Here is a 15,142-nt window from a genome sequence, read left to right on the forward strand (position 1 = left end):
CCGCCGACGGCTTCGAGGGCAGCCGCCCCGCGCCGGCGCCGCGCCCGCCGCAGCCGCGCAAGTTCACCGAACCGATCCAGGCGCCGCCGCCCGCCGAGCCGTCCGAGCGCGGGAAGCTGGTCGGGCTGATCCTGTTCGTCGCGGCCGTGCTCGGTGTGTTCGTGGTGTTCCTGGTGGTCGGGCAGGCCCTGCTGCGGGACTCGCCGCACCCGCGTCCCAGCTCCGAGATCTCGCAGAGCACGACCAGGGCGCCCGCCTCGACCCCGGCCGGTCAGCGTCCGGTCCAGTGCTGGCCGTTCCAGGAAGGCTGCTGAGCCCTCAATCTCGCACGGCACGGCCGAGTTTGGTGAAGGCGATCGCCTGCTCGGCCCGCACCCGGACGTGCGCGCGGGAGGAATCGATATGCGCGGTGAGGGTGTGCAGCGCCTGGTCGCCCGCCCCGGCCAGCACCTGCTCGGCGATGGTGATGTGCTCGGCTGTCATCGCCGCGACCCGCTCGGCGGTCGGCACGTCCATGGTGCGCACCGGGCGCACCCGCACGTAGACCGCGGTGAGCGCCTCGGCGAGGGCCGAATTGCCCGCCGCCCGCAGCAGCTCGGTGTGGAACCGCTCGTCGGCGGCCACCAGCTCCGGCCCGGGTTCCGGTGGCGTGTCCCGGTATTCGCGCCAGCGCTCCAGTTCGGCGCGCACGGCGGGCAGATCGTGGGCGGCGGGGCTGTGCGGCTGGACCGAGTCCGCGGCATCGATGCGCTGGAAACCCCGGGCTTCCAGCACTATTCGTAGTTCGTAGAGCTCGTCGAGCTCGGCCAGGCGCGGGCGATAGAGGTAGAGCCCGTCCGGGTGGCGCTGGACCAAGCCGTCGGCCTGGAGCCGGGCCAGCGCCTCGCGCACCGGAGTGCGCGAGACGCCGTAGCGCTGGGCCAGCCGTTCGGCGCGCAGTCGTTCGGTCGGCGGGAGGGTCCCGGTGGCCAGGTCGTCACGCAGCGCCAGGTAGACGCGCTCGGCCAGGGACACCCGCCCCCTGCGGTTCATGGCCTTCGGTCAGATCGCCATCGCCGCGCGGACCGCGGATTCGGCACCGGCACCGCCCTCGCCCGAGGACCCCAGATGCCCCGAGTGCAGCACGTAGTAGTGCTGAGCGGCTTGCAGCGCGAAGCCGATGTGCTGCTCCACCAGCAGCACGCTGAGTCCGCCGCGCTGGGTGAGATCGATGATGGTGCGCTCGATCTCGGCCACCACCGAGGGCTGGATGCCCTCGGTCGGCTCGTCGAGGATGAGCAGCTTGGGTTCGGTGATCAGCGCGCGCGCGATGGCCAGCTGCTGCCGCTGACCGCCCGAGAGCAGGCCGGCCTTGCGGGTCAACAGCTCACGCAGCGCGGGGAACAGCTCGAGTGATTCCTCGATCAGCGCCTTGCCGCGCTTGCGCCCGTCCGCCACGACCTGCAGGTTCTCGGCGGTGGTCAGCTGGGGGAAACTCTGCTGCCCCTGCGGCACGTAGGCGATACCGCGCTTGACCCGCTGCGACGGGGACAGCTTGGTGATCTTGTCGCCGTCGAAGGTGATCGTGCCCGACTTGGTCGGCAGCAGGCCGACCGCGGTGCGCAGCAGCGTGGTCTTGCCCGCGCCGTTGTGGCCCATGATGGCGACCACGCTGTCGTCGGGCACGGTCAGGCTGACACCGTGGATGACCTCGGTGCGCCCGTAGCCGGAGTGGATGTCGTGTAGTTCAAGCATCGGCGGACTCCTTGTTCGTCGCGTCCCCGGCCAGTGCCGCGGTGCCGAGGTAGACCTCCTGCACCTTCGGATCGGCCTGCACCTCTTCGACGCTGCCCTCGCTGAGCACCTTGCCGCCCGCGAGGACGGTGACCGAGGTGGCGAAGGAGCGCATGAAGTCCATGTCGTGCTCGACGACGACGACCACGCGGTCACCGCCGATGCGGCGCAACAGGTTTCCGGTCTCCTCGCGTTCCTCGGCGCTCATGCCCGCGACCGGTTCGTCGAGCAGCAGTACCGAGGCGTTCTGCACCAGCAGCATGCCGATCTCGAGCCACTGCTTCTGTCCGTGCGCCAGCACCCCGGCGGGCTTGTCCCGCAGCGCGGTCAGACCCGTTGTCTCCAAGGCCTCTTCGATGCTCGGCAGCACCGACTTGCGCGCCCGCAACAGCGACAGCGCCGAGCGGCCCGCCCCCGCCGCGATGTCCAGGTTCTGCAGCACGCTGAGCTGCTCGAACACGCTCGCGGTCTGGAAGGTGCGGCCGACGCCGAGGCGGGCGATCTGGTGCACCTTCTTGCCGAGCAGCTCGGTGCCGGATTTCTGGGCCGAGCCGGTGGCCGGCACCAGGCCGGTGATGGCGTCGATGAGCGTGGTCTTGCCCGCGCCGTTGGGGCCGATCAGGAACCGCAGGTCGCCCTGGAGCACCGTCAGGTCGACATCGGTGACCGCCTTGAACCCGTCGAAACTCACCGAGAGACCGCGGATTTCGAGGTAGTCGCTGTCCATGCCCGCGTTGCCGCCCGCTTTGGGCTCGTGTGTGGTCATCGCGCTTCCACCTTCTCCTCGGTGACGACGGGTGCGGGTGCGGCGGGCGTCGCCGGGGCCGGTTCGGGGGTGCGGCTGTGCCACCAGCCCTTGAACAGCGGCCACAGCCCGGCCAGCCCGGCGGGGATGAAGCCGACGACCACGATGAACAGCACGCCCTGCAGGTAGGTCCAGCCCGAGGGGAACGACTCCGACAGCGAGGTCTGCGCCCAGGCGACGCCGATCGCGCCGAGAACCGGGCCGAGCAGGGTGGTGCGGCCGCCGATCGCGACGCCGATGAGGAACGCGATGGACGGGACGACACCGATGTCGGCGGGGGAGATGATGCCGACGATCGGGGTGAACAGCGCACCGGCGATGCCGGCCAGGAACGCCGCCACCACGTAGGCGACGATCTTGATATTGGCCGGGTCGTAGCCGAGGAAGCGCACCCGCTCTTCCGCGTCGCGCACCGCGACCAGCAGTTCGCCGTAGCGGCTGCGGTTGAGCTGCCGGATCAGCGCGACGACCAGCAGCAGCGTGCCCGCGGCGATGAAGAACAGCATCTGGCGGTTGGCCGGGTCGGAGAGCCGGAACCCGAAGAAGGACCGGAAGTCCGACAGGCCGGTGAAGCCGCCGATGGCCTGCTGCCCGGTGAGCAGGATGGCCAGCGCCGCGGCCAGCGCCTGGCTCAGGATGGCGAAGTACGCGCCCCGCACCCGGCGCTTGAACACGCCGTAGCCGAGCACGGCGGCCACCAGCGCGGGCAGCACCAGGATGGCGAGAATCGCCATCGGCGCCGAGGCGAAGGGCTGCCAGAACCCGGGCAGTTCGCTGATGCCGGAGATCTCCATGAACTCCGGGACGTCGTTGCCGAGGCGGGCGGCGTCGGCGAGCTGCATGTGCATGGCCATGATGTAGGCGCCGATGCCGAAGAACACGCCCTGGCCCAGGGTGAGCATGCCGCCGCGGCCCCACGCCAGCCCGATCCCCGCCGCCACGATGGCGAAGCAGAGGAACTTGGCGAGCAGGTTCAGGCGGAAGTCGCTCAGCACCGCCGGGGCCACCGCGAACAAGAGGAAGGCGGCGATCGCGAACCCGGCGAGCGGGGTCAGCCGGGGGTAGGCGCGGAGACGTTCCGTGAGTGCGGTCATGCCAGACTCCTTGTCCGCACGGTGAACAGACCCTGCGGGCGAACCTGCAGGAAGATGACGATCAGCACGAACACGATGACCTTCGCGATGGACGCGGTGGTCGAGTATTCGATGAAGGAGTTGAGCAGGCCGAGCGCGAACGCCGCGATGACCGTGCCCTTGATCTGGCCGAGGCCGCCGATCACGACCACCAGGAACGCGTCGATCAGATAGCTCTGGCCGATGGTGGGGCTGGTCGAGCCGATCAGGGTCAAGGCCACACCGGCCACGCCGGCCAGGCCGGAACCGATGAAGAACGTGCTGATATCGGTGAACCGCGAAGAGATGCCGGAGGTTTCGGCCAGGCCGCGGTTCTGCACGACGGCGCGGATACGACGGCCCATCGGGGTGGTCTTGAGGACCGCGGCCAGCGCGGTCACCGCGACGATCGCCAGCACCAGGATGAAGATGCGGGTCTTGGGCACCACCGCGCCCGCGATGGTGATGCCGCCGCTGAGCCATTCGGGCACCAGCACGTTCTTGGCGGGCGCGCCGAAGATGTCACGCGCGGCCTGCTGCAACACCAGGCCGACACCGAAGGTGACCAGCAGCGTGTCCAGCGGGCGGTCGTACATGTAGCGGATCAGGCCCATTTCCAGGGCGGCGCCGAGCAGGCCGCCGATCAGGAAGCCCATGAACAACGAGACGACCAGTGAGACGCCCGCCGACGAGAAGACTTGCTGCACAACGTAGGTGGTGTAGCAGCCGGCCATGATGAATTCGCCGTGGGCCATGTTGATGACGCCCATCTGACCGAAGGTCAGCGCTAGGCCGAGGGCGGCGAGCAGAAGAATTGAACCGAGGCTCAACCCGGTGAAGAGTTGGCCGATGAGTACATCCATGTGAGTTCCCTGCGATCGGTGACCACGAGCGGCCGACCTCGAGGAGGCCCGTTCGCGGCCGGCTCGCCGCCGACCGGCCGAGACGCTGCGCCTCGGCGCGGGTATCGGCCGGTCGGTGGTGAGCCTTGGGGGCCGCGAACACGTCGCGGCCACGCGACAGCTACTTCAAGCCCTTGGCCCAGTCGTAGGACTTCAGGTACGGGTCCGGGGTGATCGCCTTGCCCGAGTCCCACACCGTGTAGATCAGGCCGTCCGGCCGGATCTCGCCGATGCGGGCGGTCTTGGTGATGTGGTGGTTGGAGCCGTCGATGGTGACGGTGCCCTCGGGGGCTTCGAAGCTGACGCCGTCAGCGGCGGCCTGCACGTCGGCCACGGCGAAGGACTTGGCCTTCTCGACGGTGTTCTTCCACAGGAAGACCGAGGCGTAGGCGGCTTCCATCGGGTCCGAGGTGGGCTTGTCGGCGCCGAAGGCGGCCTTGTAGTCGGCGACGAACTTCTTGTTCACCGGGGAGTCGACGGTCTGGTAGTAGTTCCAGGCGGTCAGCTGGCCCGCGATGTTCTGCGCGCCGATGCCGGCGACCTCCTCCTCGGCGATCGACACCGAGACCACCGGCATCTCAGCGGCTTTCAGGCCCGCGTTGGTGTACTCGCGGAAGAACGCGACGTTGGAGTCGCCGTTGAGGGTGTTGAAGACCGCGCCCGCCTTGGCGTTGCGGACCTTGTTGACGATGGTGGAGAAGTCGGTCGAGCCGAGCGGGGTGTAGTCCTCGCCCTTGATCTCGATGCCGTTGGCCGCGGCGTAGGCCTTGATCTCGCGGTTGGCGGTCTGCGGGAAGACGTAGTCCGAGCCGACCAGGTAGAGGGACTTGATGCCCTTCTGCTTGAGGTAGTCCAGCGCGGGGATGATCTGCTGGTTGGTGGTGGCGCCGGTGTAGAAGATGTTCTTGCTGTCTTCCAGGCCCTCGTACTGCACGGGGTAGTACAGCAGCGAGTTCAGGCTCTCGAACTTGGGCTTCATGGCCTTGCGGCTCGAGGAGGTCCAGCCGCCGAACACCGCGGCGACACAGTCGGAGCTGATCAGCTTCTCCGCCTTCTCGGCGAAGGTCTTCGGGTCGGAGGCGCCGTCTTCGAGGACGATCTCGATCTTCTTGCCCAGCACACCGCCCGCGGCGTTGATCTGATCGATCGCCAGCTTGGTCGAATTGGCCACGGTGACTTCGGAAATGGCCATGGTGCCCGACAGCGAGTGCAGCGAGCCCACCTTGATGGTGTCCTTGGTGGTGTCGACGCAGGATGCTGCGGTCGTGCCGGACGACGCGTCGTCGCGGGCACCGCAACCGGTGAGCAACAGGCCTGCGATGGCCACCGCGGCAGGCACCGTGAGTGCCTTGACCAAACGGGATTCAGACATGGGGCGGTTCTCCTCATCAGGTGTTACGGCGGCGCCATGCGCGCCGCAACGAACACCGCCGCGGTCTGCCCCGGTGACTGGATGTACACCGAGTTGTATACAGCGGCTGTATTCGTGAGCGGAACAGTAGAGGGAACTTGTTGCACCGGAATATCTCTCGGTCACGTGTCCGTTTCGTCTGTTTCATCCGTGTGAACAAATGCTCGGCGCCTGGTGCGGGGGGCTGCGCGCCTACGGTTGCGTAGGGACGCCACGGTGCGGCACGCTTCGAATTCGTACGACGTCGAACAGCCGGAACACGCGGCGCTCGGGCCGGGTGTGGTCAGTCGAGGAGGAGCCCAGTGGGGCACTACAAGGCGAACGTGCGTGACATCGAGTTCAATCTGTTCGAGGTGCTCAACCTCGACAAGCTCCTGGATACCGGCGCCTACGGCGACCTGGACTCCGAGACGGTGCGGCAGATCCTCGACGAGGTCAGGCGCCTGGCCGAGGGGCCGATCGCGGACTCGTTCGCCGAGGCCGACCGGCACCCCGTGGTCTTCCATCCCGACACCTTCGACATCTCCGTGCCCGAACCGTTACGCAAGACGGTCGACGCGGTGCACGAGGCGGGCTGGTTCCGCCTCGGCATGCCGGAGGGCATGGACGGCACCGCCGCCCCGAACGTGCTGATGTGGGCGATCAACGAGCTCGTCATCTGCGCCAACCCGGCGGCCAGCTTCTTCAACATGGGCCCGCTGATGGGCTCGGTGCTCTACGAGATCGGTACCGACGAGCAGAAACGCTGGGCGCGTGGCGGATTCGAACGCGGATGGCAGGGCACCATGGTGCTCACCGAGCCCGACGCGGGGTCCGATGTCGGCGCGGGCCGCACCAAGGCCGTGCCGCAGCCCGACGGATCCTGGCACATCGAGGGCGTGAAGCGGTTCATCTCCGGTGGTGACGTGGGCGAGGTGGCGGAGAACGTCTTCCACCTGGTGCTCGCCCGGCCGGAGGGCGCCGGTCCCGGCACCAAGGGGTTGTCGCTGTTCTACGTGCCGAAGTTCCTCTTCGATCCCGAGACGCTGGAGCTCGGCGATCGCAACGGCGTGTACGTGACCGGGGTCGAGCACAAGATGGGGCTCAAGTCCTCGCCGACCTGTGAGGTCACCTTCGGCGGCACCGCGGTGCCAGCCAAGGGCTGGCTGGTCGGCGACGTGCACAACGGCATCGCGCAGATGTTCAAAGTGATCGAGAACGCGCGGATGACGGTGGGCGTGAAGTCGTCCGGGACGCTGTCGACGGGGTATCTGAACGCGCTGGAGTACGCCAAGACGCGGGTGCAGGGCGCGGATCTGACGCAGATGTCGGACAAGGCGGCGCCGCGCGTCACCATCACCCATCACCCCGATGTGCGTCGGTCGCTGGCCATGCAGAAGGCCTACGCGGAGGGACTGCGCGCGGTGTATCTGTATACCGCCGCGCATCAGAACGAGAACGTGGCACAGCTCGTCTCCGGCGCCGACGCGGAGCTGGCGCACCGGGTGGACGACCTGCTGCTGCCGATCGTGAAGGGCGTCGGCTCGGAGCGGGCCTACCAGTTGCTCACCGAATCGCTGCAGACCTTCGGCGGCTCCGGCTATCTGCAGGACTACCCGATCGAGCAGTACATCCGCGACGCCAAGATCGACTCGCTCTACGAGGGCACCACCGCCATCCAGGCGCAGGACTTCTTCTTCCGCAAGATCATTCGCGATCGCGGCGTCGCGCTGGCGCACCTCAACGGGCAGATCACCGCCTACCTGGACAGCGATACCGGCCGCTTCGCCACCGAACGCGCGCTGCTGCGCACCGCCCAGGCCGATGTCGGCGCCATGGCCGCCACCCTCACCGGCTACGCCATGGCGGGCCAGACCGACCCCACCGAGCTCTACAAGGTCGGCCTCGGCTCGGTGCGCTTCCTGATGGCGGTCGGCGACCTGCTCATCGCCTGGCGTCTGCTGGTCCAGGCCGACATCGCCGCCGCGGCCCTGGCCGCCGACGCCGCCCCCAAGGACCGCCCCTTCTACCAGGGCAAGGTGGCCGCGGCCTGCTTCTTCGCCAAGAACGTCCTGCCCGAACTCGCGGCCACCAAGAACATCCTCGCCGCCATCGACAACGACATCATGTCCATCCCGGAGGACGCCTTCTGAGGACTCGCCCTACTTGATCAGGTAGGGCGAGACCGAGCTGCGGTGTTCGCTGATGTCGAGGGCCTTGCCGAGCGGGGGGAAGGCGCGTTGGGGGCAGTTGGAGCGGACGCAGACCCGGCAGCCCGCGCCGATGGGGGTGGCCGTGGCTTCGCCGAGGTCGATGCCGTCGGCGTAGACCACCCGGCCGGCGTGGCGCAGTTCGCAGCCCAGGCCGATGGCGAAGGTCTTGCTGGGCTGGCCGTAGCGGGTGGCGCGGCGTTCGACGGTGCGGGCGACCCAGAGGTATTTGCGGCCGTCGGGCATCTGCGCGATCTGGGTCATGATCTTGCCGGGGTAGGCGAAGGTCTCGTAGACGTTCCACAGCGGGCAGGTGCCGCCACTGGCGGAGAAGTGGAAACCGGTGGCGGACTGGCGTTTCGACATGTTGCCCGCGCGGTCGACGCGGACGAAGGAGAACGGTACGCCGCGCAGGCTCGGTCGTTGCAGGGTCGAGAGCCGGTGACAGATGGTCTCGTAACTCTGGGAGAAGAAGGCCGACAGCCGCTCGATGTCGTAGCGGAAGTCCTCGGCCACCTCGTGGAAGTGGGTGTAGGGCAACACCGTCGCCGCCGCGAAGTAGTTCGCCAGGCCGAGCATGGCCAGCTTGTGCGACGCCTCGGAGGCGAAATTGCCCTCCTCGACCAGCTTGTCGAGCAGCGGCCCGCATTCGAGATAGGCCAGTTCGGCGGCCAGCTTGAAGGTGCGCTGTCCGCCGGACAGGTGCGGGGAGATCTCGAGCTGCTTGGTCTCGGGATCGAAATGGTGCAGCACGCCCTCGCCCAGGTCGATCCGCTCGACAATCCGCACCCCGTGCGAGCGCAGCAGCCGGACGATCTCGGTGCTCACCTCACCGCCGTGGAACCGGATGCGCGCGGTGAGGTCCTCGGCCGCGGTGTCGAGCTCGTCGATGTAGTTCTGGCGCTGATAGAAGTAGTCGCGCACTTCCTCGTGCGGCTTGCTGATCGCGGCGCTGCCGGAACCGTCGGAGAAGCGGTCCTCGGTCGCGGCGGCCAGCTGCGCGCTGGTGTTGCGGTATCGGTTGTGCATGGCGACCAGGGCTCGCGCCATGCTCGGATGCGCCGAGACCATGTCGGCGATCTCTTGGGTGTCGGCCTCGATGCCGAGTTCGGCGTCCATCACGACTTCCTGCAACTCGGCGATGAGCCGGGTGTCGTCGTGGGCGGAGAAGAAGGCCGGGTCGACGCCGAAGACCTCGTTGATCCGCTTGAGCACGGGCACCGTCAACGGCCGCACGTCGTGCTCGATCTGGTTGAGATAGCTGGCCGAGATCTCCAGCTTCTGGGCCAGTGCGACCTGGCTCAGACCGCGCTCGGTACGCAGCTGGCGCAGCCGCGCACCGACATAGGTCTTGGCCATATGTCCAGTTTATGGGCGGTTTCGCAACCTTGCCAATGGATTCTTAACAGCGTGGGCTGAGCGATGTGTCACACCGTCGCGCTACGGTCGTCGAGTGCTGTTCAGCGATGTCGTCGCGGCCTCGGCGGCCGTGCGAGCGACCCGGTCGCGCAAGGCGAAGATCGCCGCGCTGGCCGAGCTCTTCGCCGCCGCGAGCCAGGAAGAGATCGGGACCGTTGTCGCCTGGTTGTCCGGTGAGCTGGTGCAGGGCCGGATCGGCGCGGGGTGGCGCACCGTCGCCGGTCTGGAAACCCCGCCGAGCGCCGAGCCGCGCCTGACCGTCCACGAAGTGGACGGCGTCTTCACCGCGCTCACCGGGCTCAGCGGCACCGGGTCGACGCTGCGCAGACGCGAACTGCTGACGGCGCTGTTCACCGCCGCGACCGAGGACGAACAGTCCTTCCTGATCCGGCTGCTCACCGGAGAACTGCGCCAGGGCGCGCTCACCGCGGTCGTCGTCGAGGCGCTGGCGCAGGCTACCGGTATCCCGGTCGAGGTCGTGCGGCGCGCGCACATGCTCTCCGGTCAGCTGCCCGCGACGGCCGTCGCCGCGCTCACCGGCGGCGCGGCCGCGTTGAGCGCGTTCCGGCTCGAGGTCGGCAGGCCGGTCGCGCCGATGCTCGCGTCGCCGGGCGGCTCGCTGGACGAGGCGCTGGCCGAACTCGGCCCGCAGGTGAGCGTCGAACACAAGCTCGACGGCGCCCGGATCCAGGTGCACCGCGACGGCGAGCGCGTGTGGGTCTTCACCCGCACGCTGCGCGACATCACCGCGAGCGTGCCCGAGCTGGTCGAGCTGGTCGCCGGTCTCGACTGCGCCGGCGTGGTGCTGGACGGGGAAACCCTCGCGCTGACCGACGCGGGCAGGCCGCGCCCGTTCCAGGAGACGATGAGCCGGTTCGCGACCGTCGGTGAGGACGCCAGGGAACTGCTGCTGCACCCGTATTTCTTCGACTGCCTGCACCTGGACGGCGTCGACCTGATCGACGAACCGTTGCGGGTCCGCCGCGCGGCGCTGGCCCGGGTGGCGGGCGCGCACATGATCCCGGCGGTGATCGCCCCCGATGCCGAGGCCGCCGCCGAGTACTACGACGACGCGCTGGCCGTCGGCAACGAGGGCGTGATGGTCAAGGCCCTGGACGCGCCGTACGCGGCGGGCCGGCGCGGCAAGGCGTGGCAGAAGATCAAACCGGCGCACACCCTCGACCTGCTGGTGATCGGCGCGGAGTGGGGCTACGGCAGGCGCACGGGATTCCTGTCGAACCTGCATCTGGCCGCGCGCGACCCGGAGACGGGCGAGCCGGTGATGGTCGGCAAGACGTTCAAGGGCCTCACCGACGAGCTGCTGCGCTGGCAGACCGCGGAGTTCCCGCGTCACCAGACCCACACCGACGGTCACGCCGTGTTCCTGCGCCCGCGGCTGGTCGTCGAGATCGCGCTCGACGGCGTCCAGACCAGCACCAGGTATCCGGGCGGTGTCGCGCTGCGCTTCGCCAGGGTGCTGCGCTACCGGCCGGACAAGGAGCCGGAGCAGGCCGACACCATCGACGCGGTGCGCGCGCTGAGCGTCGCGAGCTGACCTGTTCGAGACTTACCTGCAACAGTTTGGCAATCCGGTATCGGCATACGACACACTGTTCGGGTGAGCGCCGAACTAATGGTCCTGTTGATCGTCATCGTCACAGCTCTCGCATTCGACTTCACCAACGGATTCCACGACACGGCCAACGCCATGGCGACCTCGATCGCCACCGGCGCGCTCAAGCCGCGCGTGGCGGTGGCGCTCTCCGGCGTGCTGAATCTGATCGGCGCCTTTCTGTCGGTATCGGTGGCGGCGACTGTGGCCAAGGGCATCGTTCAACTGAACGACGTGGGCGGTCAGGACCTCCTCGTCATCGTCTTCGCCGGGCTGGTCGGCGGCATCCTGTGGAACCTGCTGACCTGGCTGCTCGGACTGCCGTCGAGTTCCTCGCACGCGCTGTTCGGCGGCCTGATCGGCTCGACGATCGCCGCGCTGGGCTGGAACGGCGTGATCTGGGCGTCGGGCTCGGAGGGCGTGCTGATCAAGATCGTGCTGCCCGCGATCCTGGCCCCGGTGATCGCCGCGATGGTCGGTGCCATCGCCACCTTCCTGGTGTACCGGATCACGCACGGCGTCGACGAGGACAAGGCGAACGAGGGCTTCCGCTGGGGCCAGATCGGGTCCGCGTCGCTGGTCTCGCTGGCCCACGGCACCAACGACGCGCAGAAGACGATGGGCATCATCTTCCTGGCGCTGGTGGCCTACGGCACGCTCGACAAGGACGACCACATGCCGCTGTGGGTGATGGCGGCGTGTGCGGTGGCCATCGCGCTGGGCACCTATCTCGGCGGCTGGCGGATCATCCGGACCCTGGGCAAGGGTCTGGTCGAGATCGAGTCGCCGCAGGGTCTGTCCGCCGAGTCCACCTCGGCGGCGATCATCCTCACCTCCGCGCACTTCGGGCTGCCGCTGTCGACCACCCAGACCGCGACCGGCGCGATCCTGGGCACCGGCATCGGCAAGCGCGCCGAGGTGCGGTGGCGGGTGATGGGCCGGATGGCCGTGGCCTGGCTGCTGACGCTGCCGATGGCAGGCATCGTCGGCGCGATCTGCTGGGCCATCGCGCACCTCATCGGTGGCCTGGCCGGCGTCCTGGTGGTGTTCGCGATCCTGATCGCCGGCGCGCTCGGCATCTACCTCCGGTCGCGGCGTGACCCGGTCGGCACCCACAATGTGAACGAGTGGCCCGAGGGTGTGCCGCCCGCGGCGACGCCGTCGTCGGTCGAACAGAACCACGCCGGGTAGAAGGGAGCGAACGTGCATACCGTGATCACGAATCTGAGTTCACTGTGGGAAGTGGTGCTGGCCGCGCTGGTCTTCGGCGCCGGGGTGCCCGCGGTCTTCGCCTTCGCGGTGCGGTGGTGGGCCCAGGCGGAGACGGTCGACGCCGAGGGTCGCGTCCGCCGGAACTACCCGGCGCTGGCCGGTGCGCTGATCTGTGTGGTCGTCATCGTCATGGTGGTGATCACCGGAATCCTGTTCACCGCCAAGGCGTTCATCGCCCATCAGTTCGGCATCCATCTGTTCGGTCAAGCATGAGCGAGGACGCGATGACAGATCCGATTCCCACTCCCGCCGTTCGGGGCAACCTGCTCTCCCGCGTGCTCGGCTGGCTGCGCGCCGGGTATCCACAGGGCATCCCGCAATCGGACTATGTCGCGCTGTTCGCGGTCCTGCACCGGCACCTCACCGACTACGAGGTGGTGGTCATCGGGGAGAAACTGATCGAAGCCAACCCGAACCGGGAATCGATCAGCGAGGCGGAGATCGAAGCGGCCATCGCCGATTTCGCCAAGCAGCAACCGGCCCCCGACGACGTCTCACGGGTGGCCTCGCATCTGGCCGCGGGTGGCTGGCCATTGGCCGAGCCGCTCGACGAAGGTGAACCGGCGCCCGAACAGAACTGACGTTACCCGCGCGACAATTACGCTGGGCCAGGGGAATTCGTGGCAGCACCGATTTCCGATTCGCCCGGATGCCCGGCGGGTGCGCGCTAGCATGCACGGGTGGTTCGGCGTGTGGATGAAACCGATAGTGGTCGTAGTTACGGTGGATTGTCGCGCCAGCAGCGAGTGGCCATGCGGCGTAACCGGTTGACCGATGCCGCACTGGAACTATTCGGCACCCAGGGTTATTCGTCGACCTCGATCGAACGTCTGTGCGCGACCGCGAATGTGTCGACCCGCAGTTTCTACGAGGACATCGGCAGTCGCGAGGCGCTGCTGATCGCGCTGGTCGACCGGCTCAACACCGCCGCGCTGCACCGTGTCGACGAGGCGCTGGCCCGCACCAGCGAGCAGCCGCTGGTGGTGCGGGTGGTGGAGAGCTTCCGCGCCTTTCTCGCCGTGACCTGCCGGGATCGCCGCGCGGCCAGGGTGTTCTACGTCGAGGTGGTCGGTGTGAGCCCGGCGGTGGAGGAGTGGCGACGCGCGCAGCGGCGATCGGTCTCCGGCCTGCTCACCAGGGAAGCCCAGCGCGCCGCCGCGCGCGGTGAAGCGGAATCGCGCAGCGTGCACCTGTTCACGCTGGCGTTGATCGGCGCGGTGAATTCCCTGGCCCAGGAGATGGTGCACGCGACCGTTCCCGGTGACGCGATCTCGGTCGACGAGATCTGCGACGAGATCGCCTATTTCATCCGGTCCGGGCTGTCGGTCCGTACCTCGGCGCTGCCGACCTGAACGCACGAAAAAGGGAGGCGTCCGATCGGATGCCTCCCTTTTCGGGTGTGCGGAGAATCAGATACCCATGCCCTGGGCGAGCATCGGCCACGACTCGTGCAGCGCCTGCTCCCAGTACGGCCAGTAGTGGGTGCCGACCGGGTTGAACATGTAGGTCGCCGGGATGTTCAGCGAGTCCAGCTTGGTCTTCAGGTTCTGTGTGCACGCGTTGGTCGCGGCTTCGATCGCGACGCCGAGGCCGAGGTTGACCACGCCCATCGGGCCGTTGCCCTCGGTGTAGTACCGCACGTCCTCCATCACCGGCAGGCCGCTGCCGCTGGAGATGTAGAGGTTGGTGCCGCGCAGCTTCTCGGCGTTGAGGACCGGGTCGTTGGCGACCCAGGCCGGGTCGTTGTCGGCGCCGTACATGTTCTCGGTGTCACCGCCCGCCCAGGTCTCCACGGAGAACTTGACGAACTGCCTGCCCATGGGGTCGGCGATCTGCGCGCAGCCGGAGTAGGCGGCGACGGACTTGAACAGGCCCGGCTTGGCCTCGGCCAGCTGCAGCACCGAGGTGCCGGAGGTGGACAGGCCGGCCAGCGAGTTGAGGCCGGTCGAGTTGAGGGTGCTGTCGAGCAGCGGGGGCAGCTCCTGGGTGAAGAAGGTGTTCCACTTGTTCAGGCCCAGGCGCGCGTCTTCCTTCTGCCAGTCGGCGTAGTAGCTGCCGCGGCCGCCGATCGGCTGGATGACATTGACCTGCTTGTCGGCCAGGAAGCCGAGCGCGTTGGTCTGCGCGGCCCAGCTGGCGGTGCCCTCACCGGCGTCGAGGCCGTTGAGCAGGTAGAGGTTGGGGGCGGGCTTGGACTCGTCGACCGGGCGCTGCACGTCGACGGTGATGTCCTTCTTCATCGCCGCCGAGTACACCTTCAGGTGCCAGGTGCGCCCGTCCTTGACGATCGACGACACGGCCGAGGGCTTCTCGGGTTCGGCCGATGCGGCGCCGCCTGCGATCACGGCCACCGACAGCGCGGCGGTCAGAGCCACGGCGGTGGTGCGCAGTGCGGCCACGGTACGTACAGCAGAGAGCTTCATCGAACAGTCGGTTCCAGTCCACGGGCCGTGTCGGCGCCGTCATCGCAGTGCTTCCCCCCTTGGCCGAACGATGCGCGCTCGACGGCTGCGGGGCTGTCAGATCCTCCGACACTCTATGTCCTCCGGCGGGACAGAATCGTTACTGGTTCACAATTGGCAGTGACCTCGAGCACGGTTAACGACCGCGCAATACTGCCCGCGAATCGGAAATACCGCCGCAACCA

Annotated in this window: 14 protein-coding genes and 1 pseudogene; 7 read left to right on the forward strand and 8 right to left on the reverse strand. The window is 68.1% G+C overall.

The genetic code is table 11. From position 1 onward, the window contains the following. A pseudogene (locus V8688_RS02265) lies at positions 1-314 on the forward strand (NERD domain-containing protein); the annotation flags it as partial. A 4-nt stretch (positions 315-318) separates the two neighbouring features. On the opposite strand, the gene V8688_RS02270 reads toward V8688_RS02265, so the two are convergent. The 6 genes from V8688_RS02270 to urtA form a co-directional block, all read right to left on the reverse strand. After that, positions 319-1,032 carry a GntR family transcriptional regulator gene (locus V8688_RS02270; protein WP_218722071.1) on the reverse strand — a complete coding sequence of 238 codons (714 nt, stop codon included), beginning with the start codon at positions 1,030-1,032 and terminating at the stop codon, positions 319-321. Positions 1,033-1,041: 9 nt separating this feature from the next. Beyond that, on the reverse strand, positions 1,042-1,734 hold the full coding sequence (urtE, locus tag V8688_RS02275; protein WP_189025293.1) for an urea ABC transporter ATP-binding subunit UrtE: 693 nt from the start codon (positions 1,732-1,734) through the stop codon (positions 1,042-1,044). Beyond that, the gene (gene urtD / locus V8688_RS02280; RefSeq protein ID WP_218722070.1) at positions 1,727-2,539 is read right to left on the reverse strand and encodes an urea ABC transporter ATP-binding protein UrtD; all 813 of its coding nucleotides are present in this window, start codon (positions 2,537-2,539) and stop codon (positions 1,727-1,729) included. The genes urtE and urtD overlap by 8 nt, the downstream gene beginning before the upstream one ends. Continuing rightward, the gene (urtC, locus tag V8688_RS02285) at positions 2,536-3,672 is read right to left on the reverse strand and encodes an urea ABC transporter permease subunit UrtC (RefSeq protein WP_316576247.1); all 1,137 of its coding nucleotides are present in this window, start codon (positions 3,670-3,672) and stop codon (positions 2,536-2,538) included. Before urtC ends, urtD begins: the two co-directional genes overlap by 4 nt. Continuing rightward, a complete protein-coding gene (gene urtB, locus V8688_RS02290) occupies positions 3,669-4,553 on the reverse strand; it encodes an urea ABC transporter permease subunit UrtB (protein WP_218722068.1) in 885 nt (294 codons plus the stop codon). The genes urtC and urtB overlap by 4 nt, the downstream gene beginning before the upstream one ends. A 160-nt stretch (positions 4,554-4,713) precedes the next feature. Further along, positions 4,714-5,964 (reverse strand): urea ABC transporter substrate-binding protein, encoded by a 1,251-nt coding sequence (gene urtA / locus V8688_RS02295; protein ID WP_218722067.1) that lies wholly within the window; start codon positions 5,962-5,964, stop codon positions 4,714-4,716. A 341-nt stretch (positions 5,965-6,305) separates the two neighbouring features. On the opposite strand from urtA, the gene V8688_RS02300 reads away from it, so the two are divergent. Beyond that, positions 6,306-8,135, forward strand: coding sequence for an acyl-CoA dehydrogenase (locus tag V8688_RS02300; RefSeq protein ID WP_342800060.1), 1,830 nt, complete (start codon positions 6,306-6,308; stop codon positions 8,133-8,135). Between the two features lie 9 nt (positions 8,136-8,144). Here V8688_RS02300 and ramB read toward each other — a convergent pair whose 3' ends face one another. Beyond that, positions 8,145-9,551 carry an acetate metabolism transcriptional regulator RamB gene (ramB, locus tag V8688_RS02305; RefSeq protein ID WP_218722065.1) on the reverse strand — a complete coding sequence of 469 codons (1,407 nt, stop codon included), beginning with the start codon at positions 9,549-9,551 and terminating at the stop codon, positions 8,145-8,147. A 94-nt stretch (positions 9,552-9,645) separates the two neighbouring features. Between ramB and V8688_RS02310 the strand changes: the two genes are divergently transcribed. The 5 genes from V8688_RS02310 (at position 9,646) to V8688_RS02330 (ending at position 13,847) form a co-directional block, all read left to right on the forward strand. Beyond that, on the forward strand, positions 9,646-11,166 hold the full coding sequence (locus V8688_RS02310; RefSeq protein ID WP_342800061.1) for an ATP-dependent DNA ligase: 1,521 nt from the start codon (positions 9,646-9,648) through the stop codon (positions 11,164-11,166). Positions 11,167-11,229: 63 nt separating this feature from the next. Next, positions 11,230-12,414, forward strand: a complete 1,185-nt coding sequence (locus V8688_RS02315) for an inorganic phosphate transporter (protein WP_218722063.1) — start codon at positions 11,230-11,232, stop codon at positions 12,412-12,414. A 12-nt stretch (positions 12,415-12,426) separates the two neighbouring features. Then, positions 12,427-12,708 (forward strand): hypothetical protein, encoded by a 282-nt coding sequence (locus tag V8688_RS02320; protein WP_218722062.1) that lies wholly within the window; start codon positions 12,427-12,429, stop codon positions 12,706-12,708. An 11-nt stretch (positions 12,709-12,719) separates the two neighbouring features. Continuing rightward, positions 12,720-13,076, forward strand: a complete 357-nt coding sequence (locus V8688_RS02325) for a DUF3349 domain-containing protein (protein WP_255588740.1) — start codon at positions 12,720-12,722, stop codon at positions 13,074-13,076. Positions 13,077-13,187: 111 nt separating this feature from the next. Then, a complete protein-coding gene (locus V8688_RS02330; protein WP_342800062.1) occupies positions 13,188-13,847 on the forward strand; it encodes a TetR/AcrR family transcriptional regulator in 660 nt (219 codons plus the stop codon). Positions 13,848-13,904: 57 nt separating this feature from the next. Here the strand turns inward: V8688_RS02330 and V8688_RS02335 are convergent, their stop codons facing one another. After that, entirely contained in the window at positions 13,905-14,918 is a 1,014-nt protein-coding gene (locus V8688_RS02335) for an alpha/beta hydrolase family protein (protein WP_218722059.1), read from the reverse strand. Between the last annotated feature and the right edge of the window lie 224 nt (positions 14,919-15,142).

The organism is Nocardia sp. No.11 (genome assembly GCF_038752175.1).
GTDB lineage: Bacteria > Actinomycetota > Actinomycetes > Mycobacteriales > Mycobacteriaceae > Nocardia > Nocardia canadensis.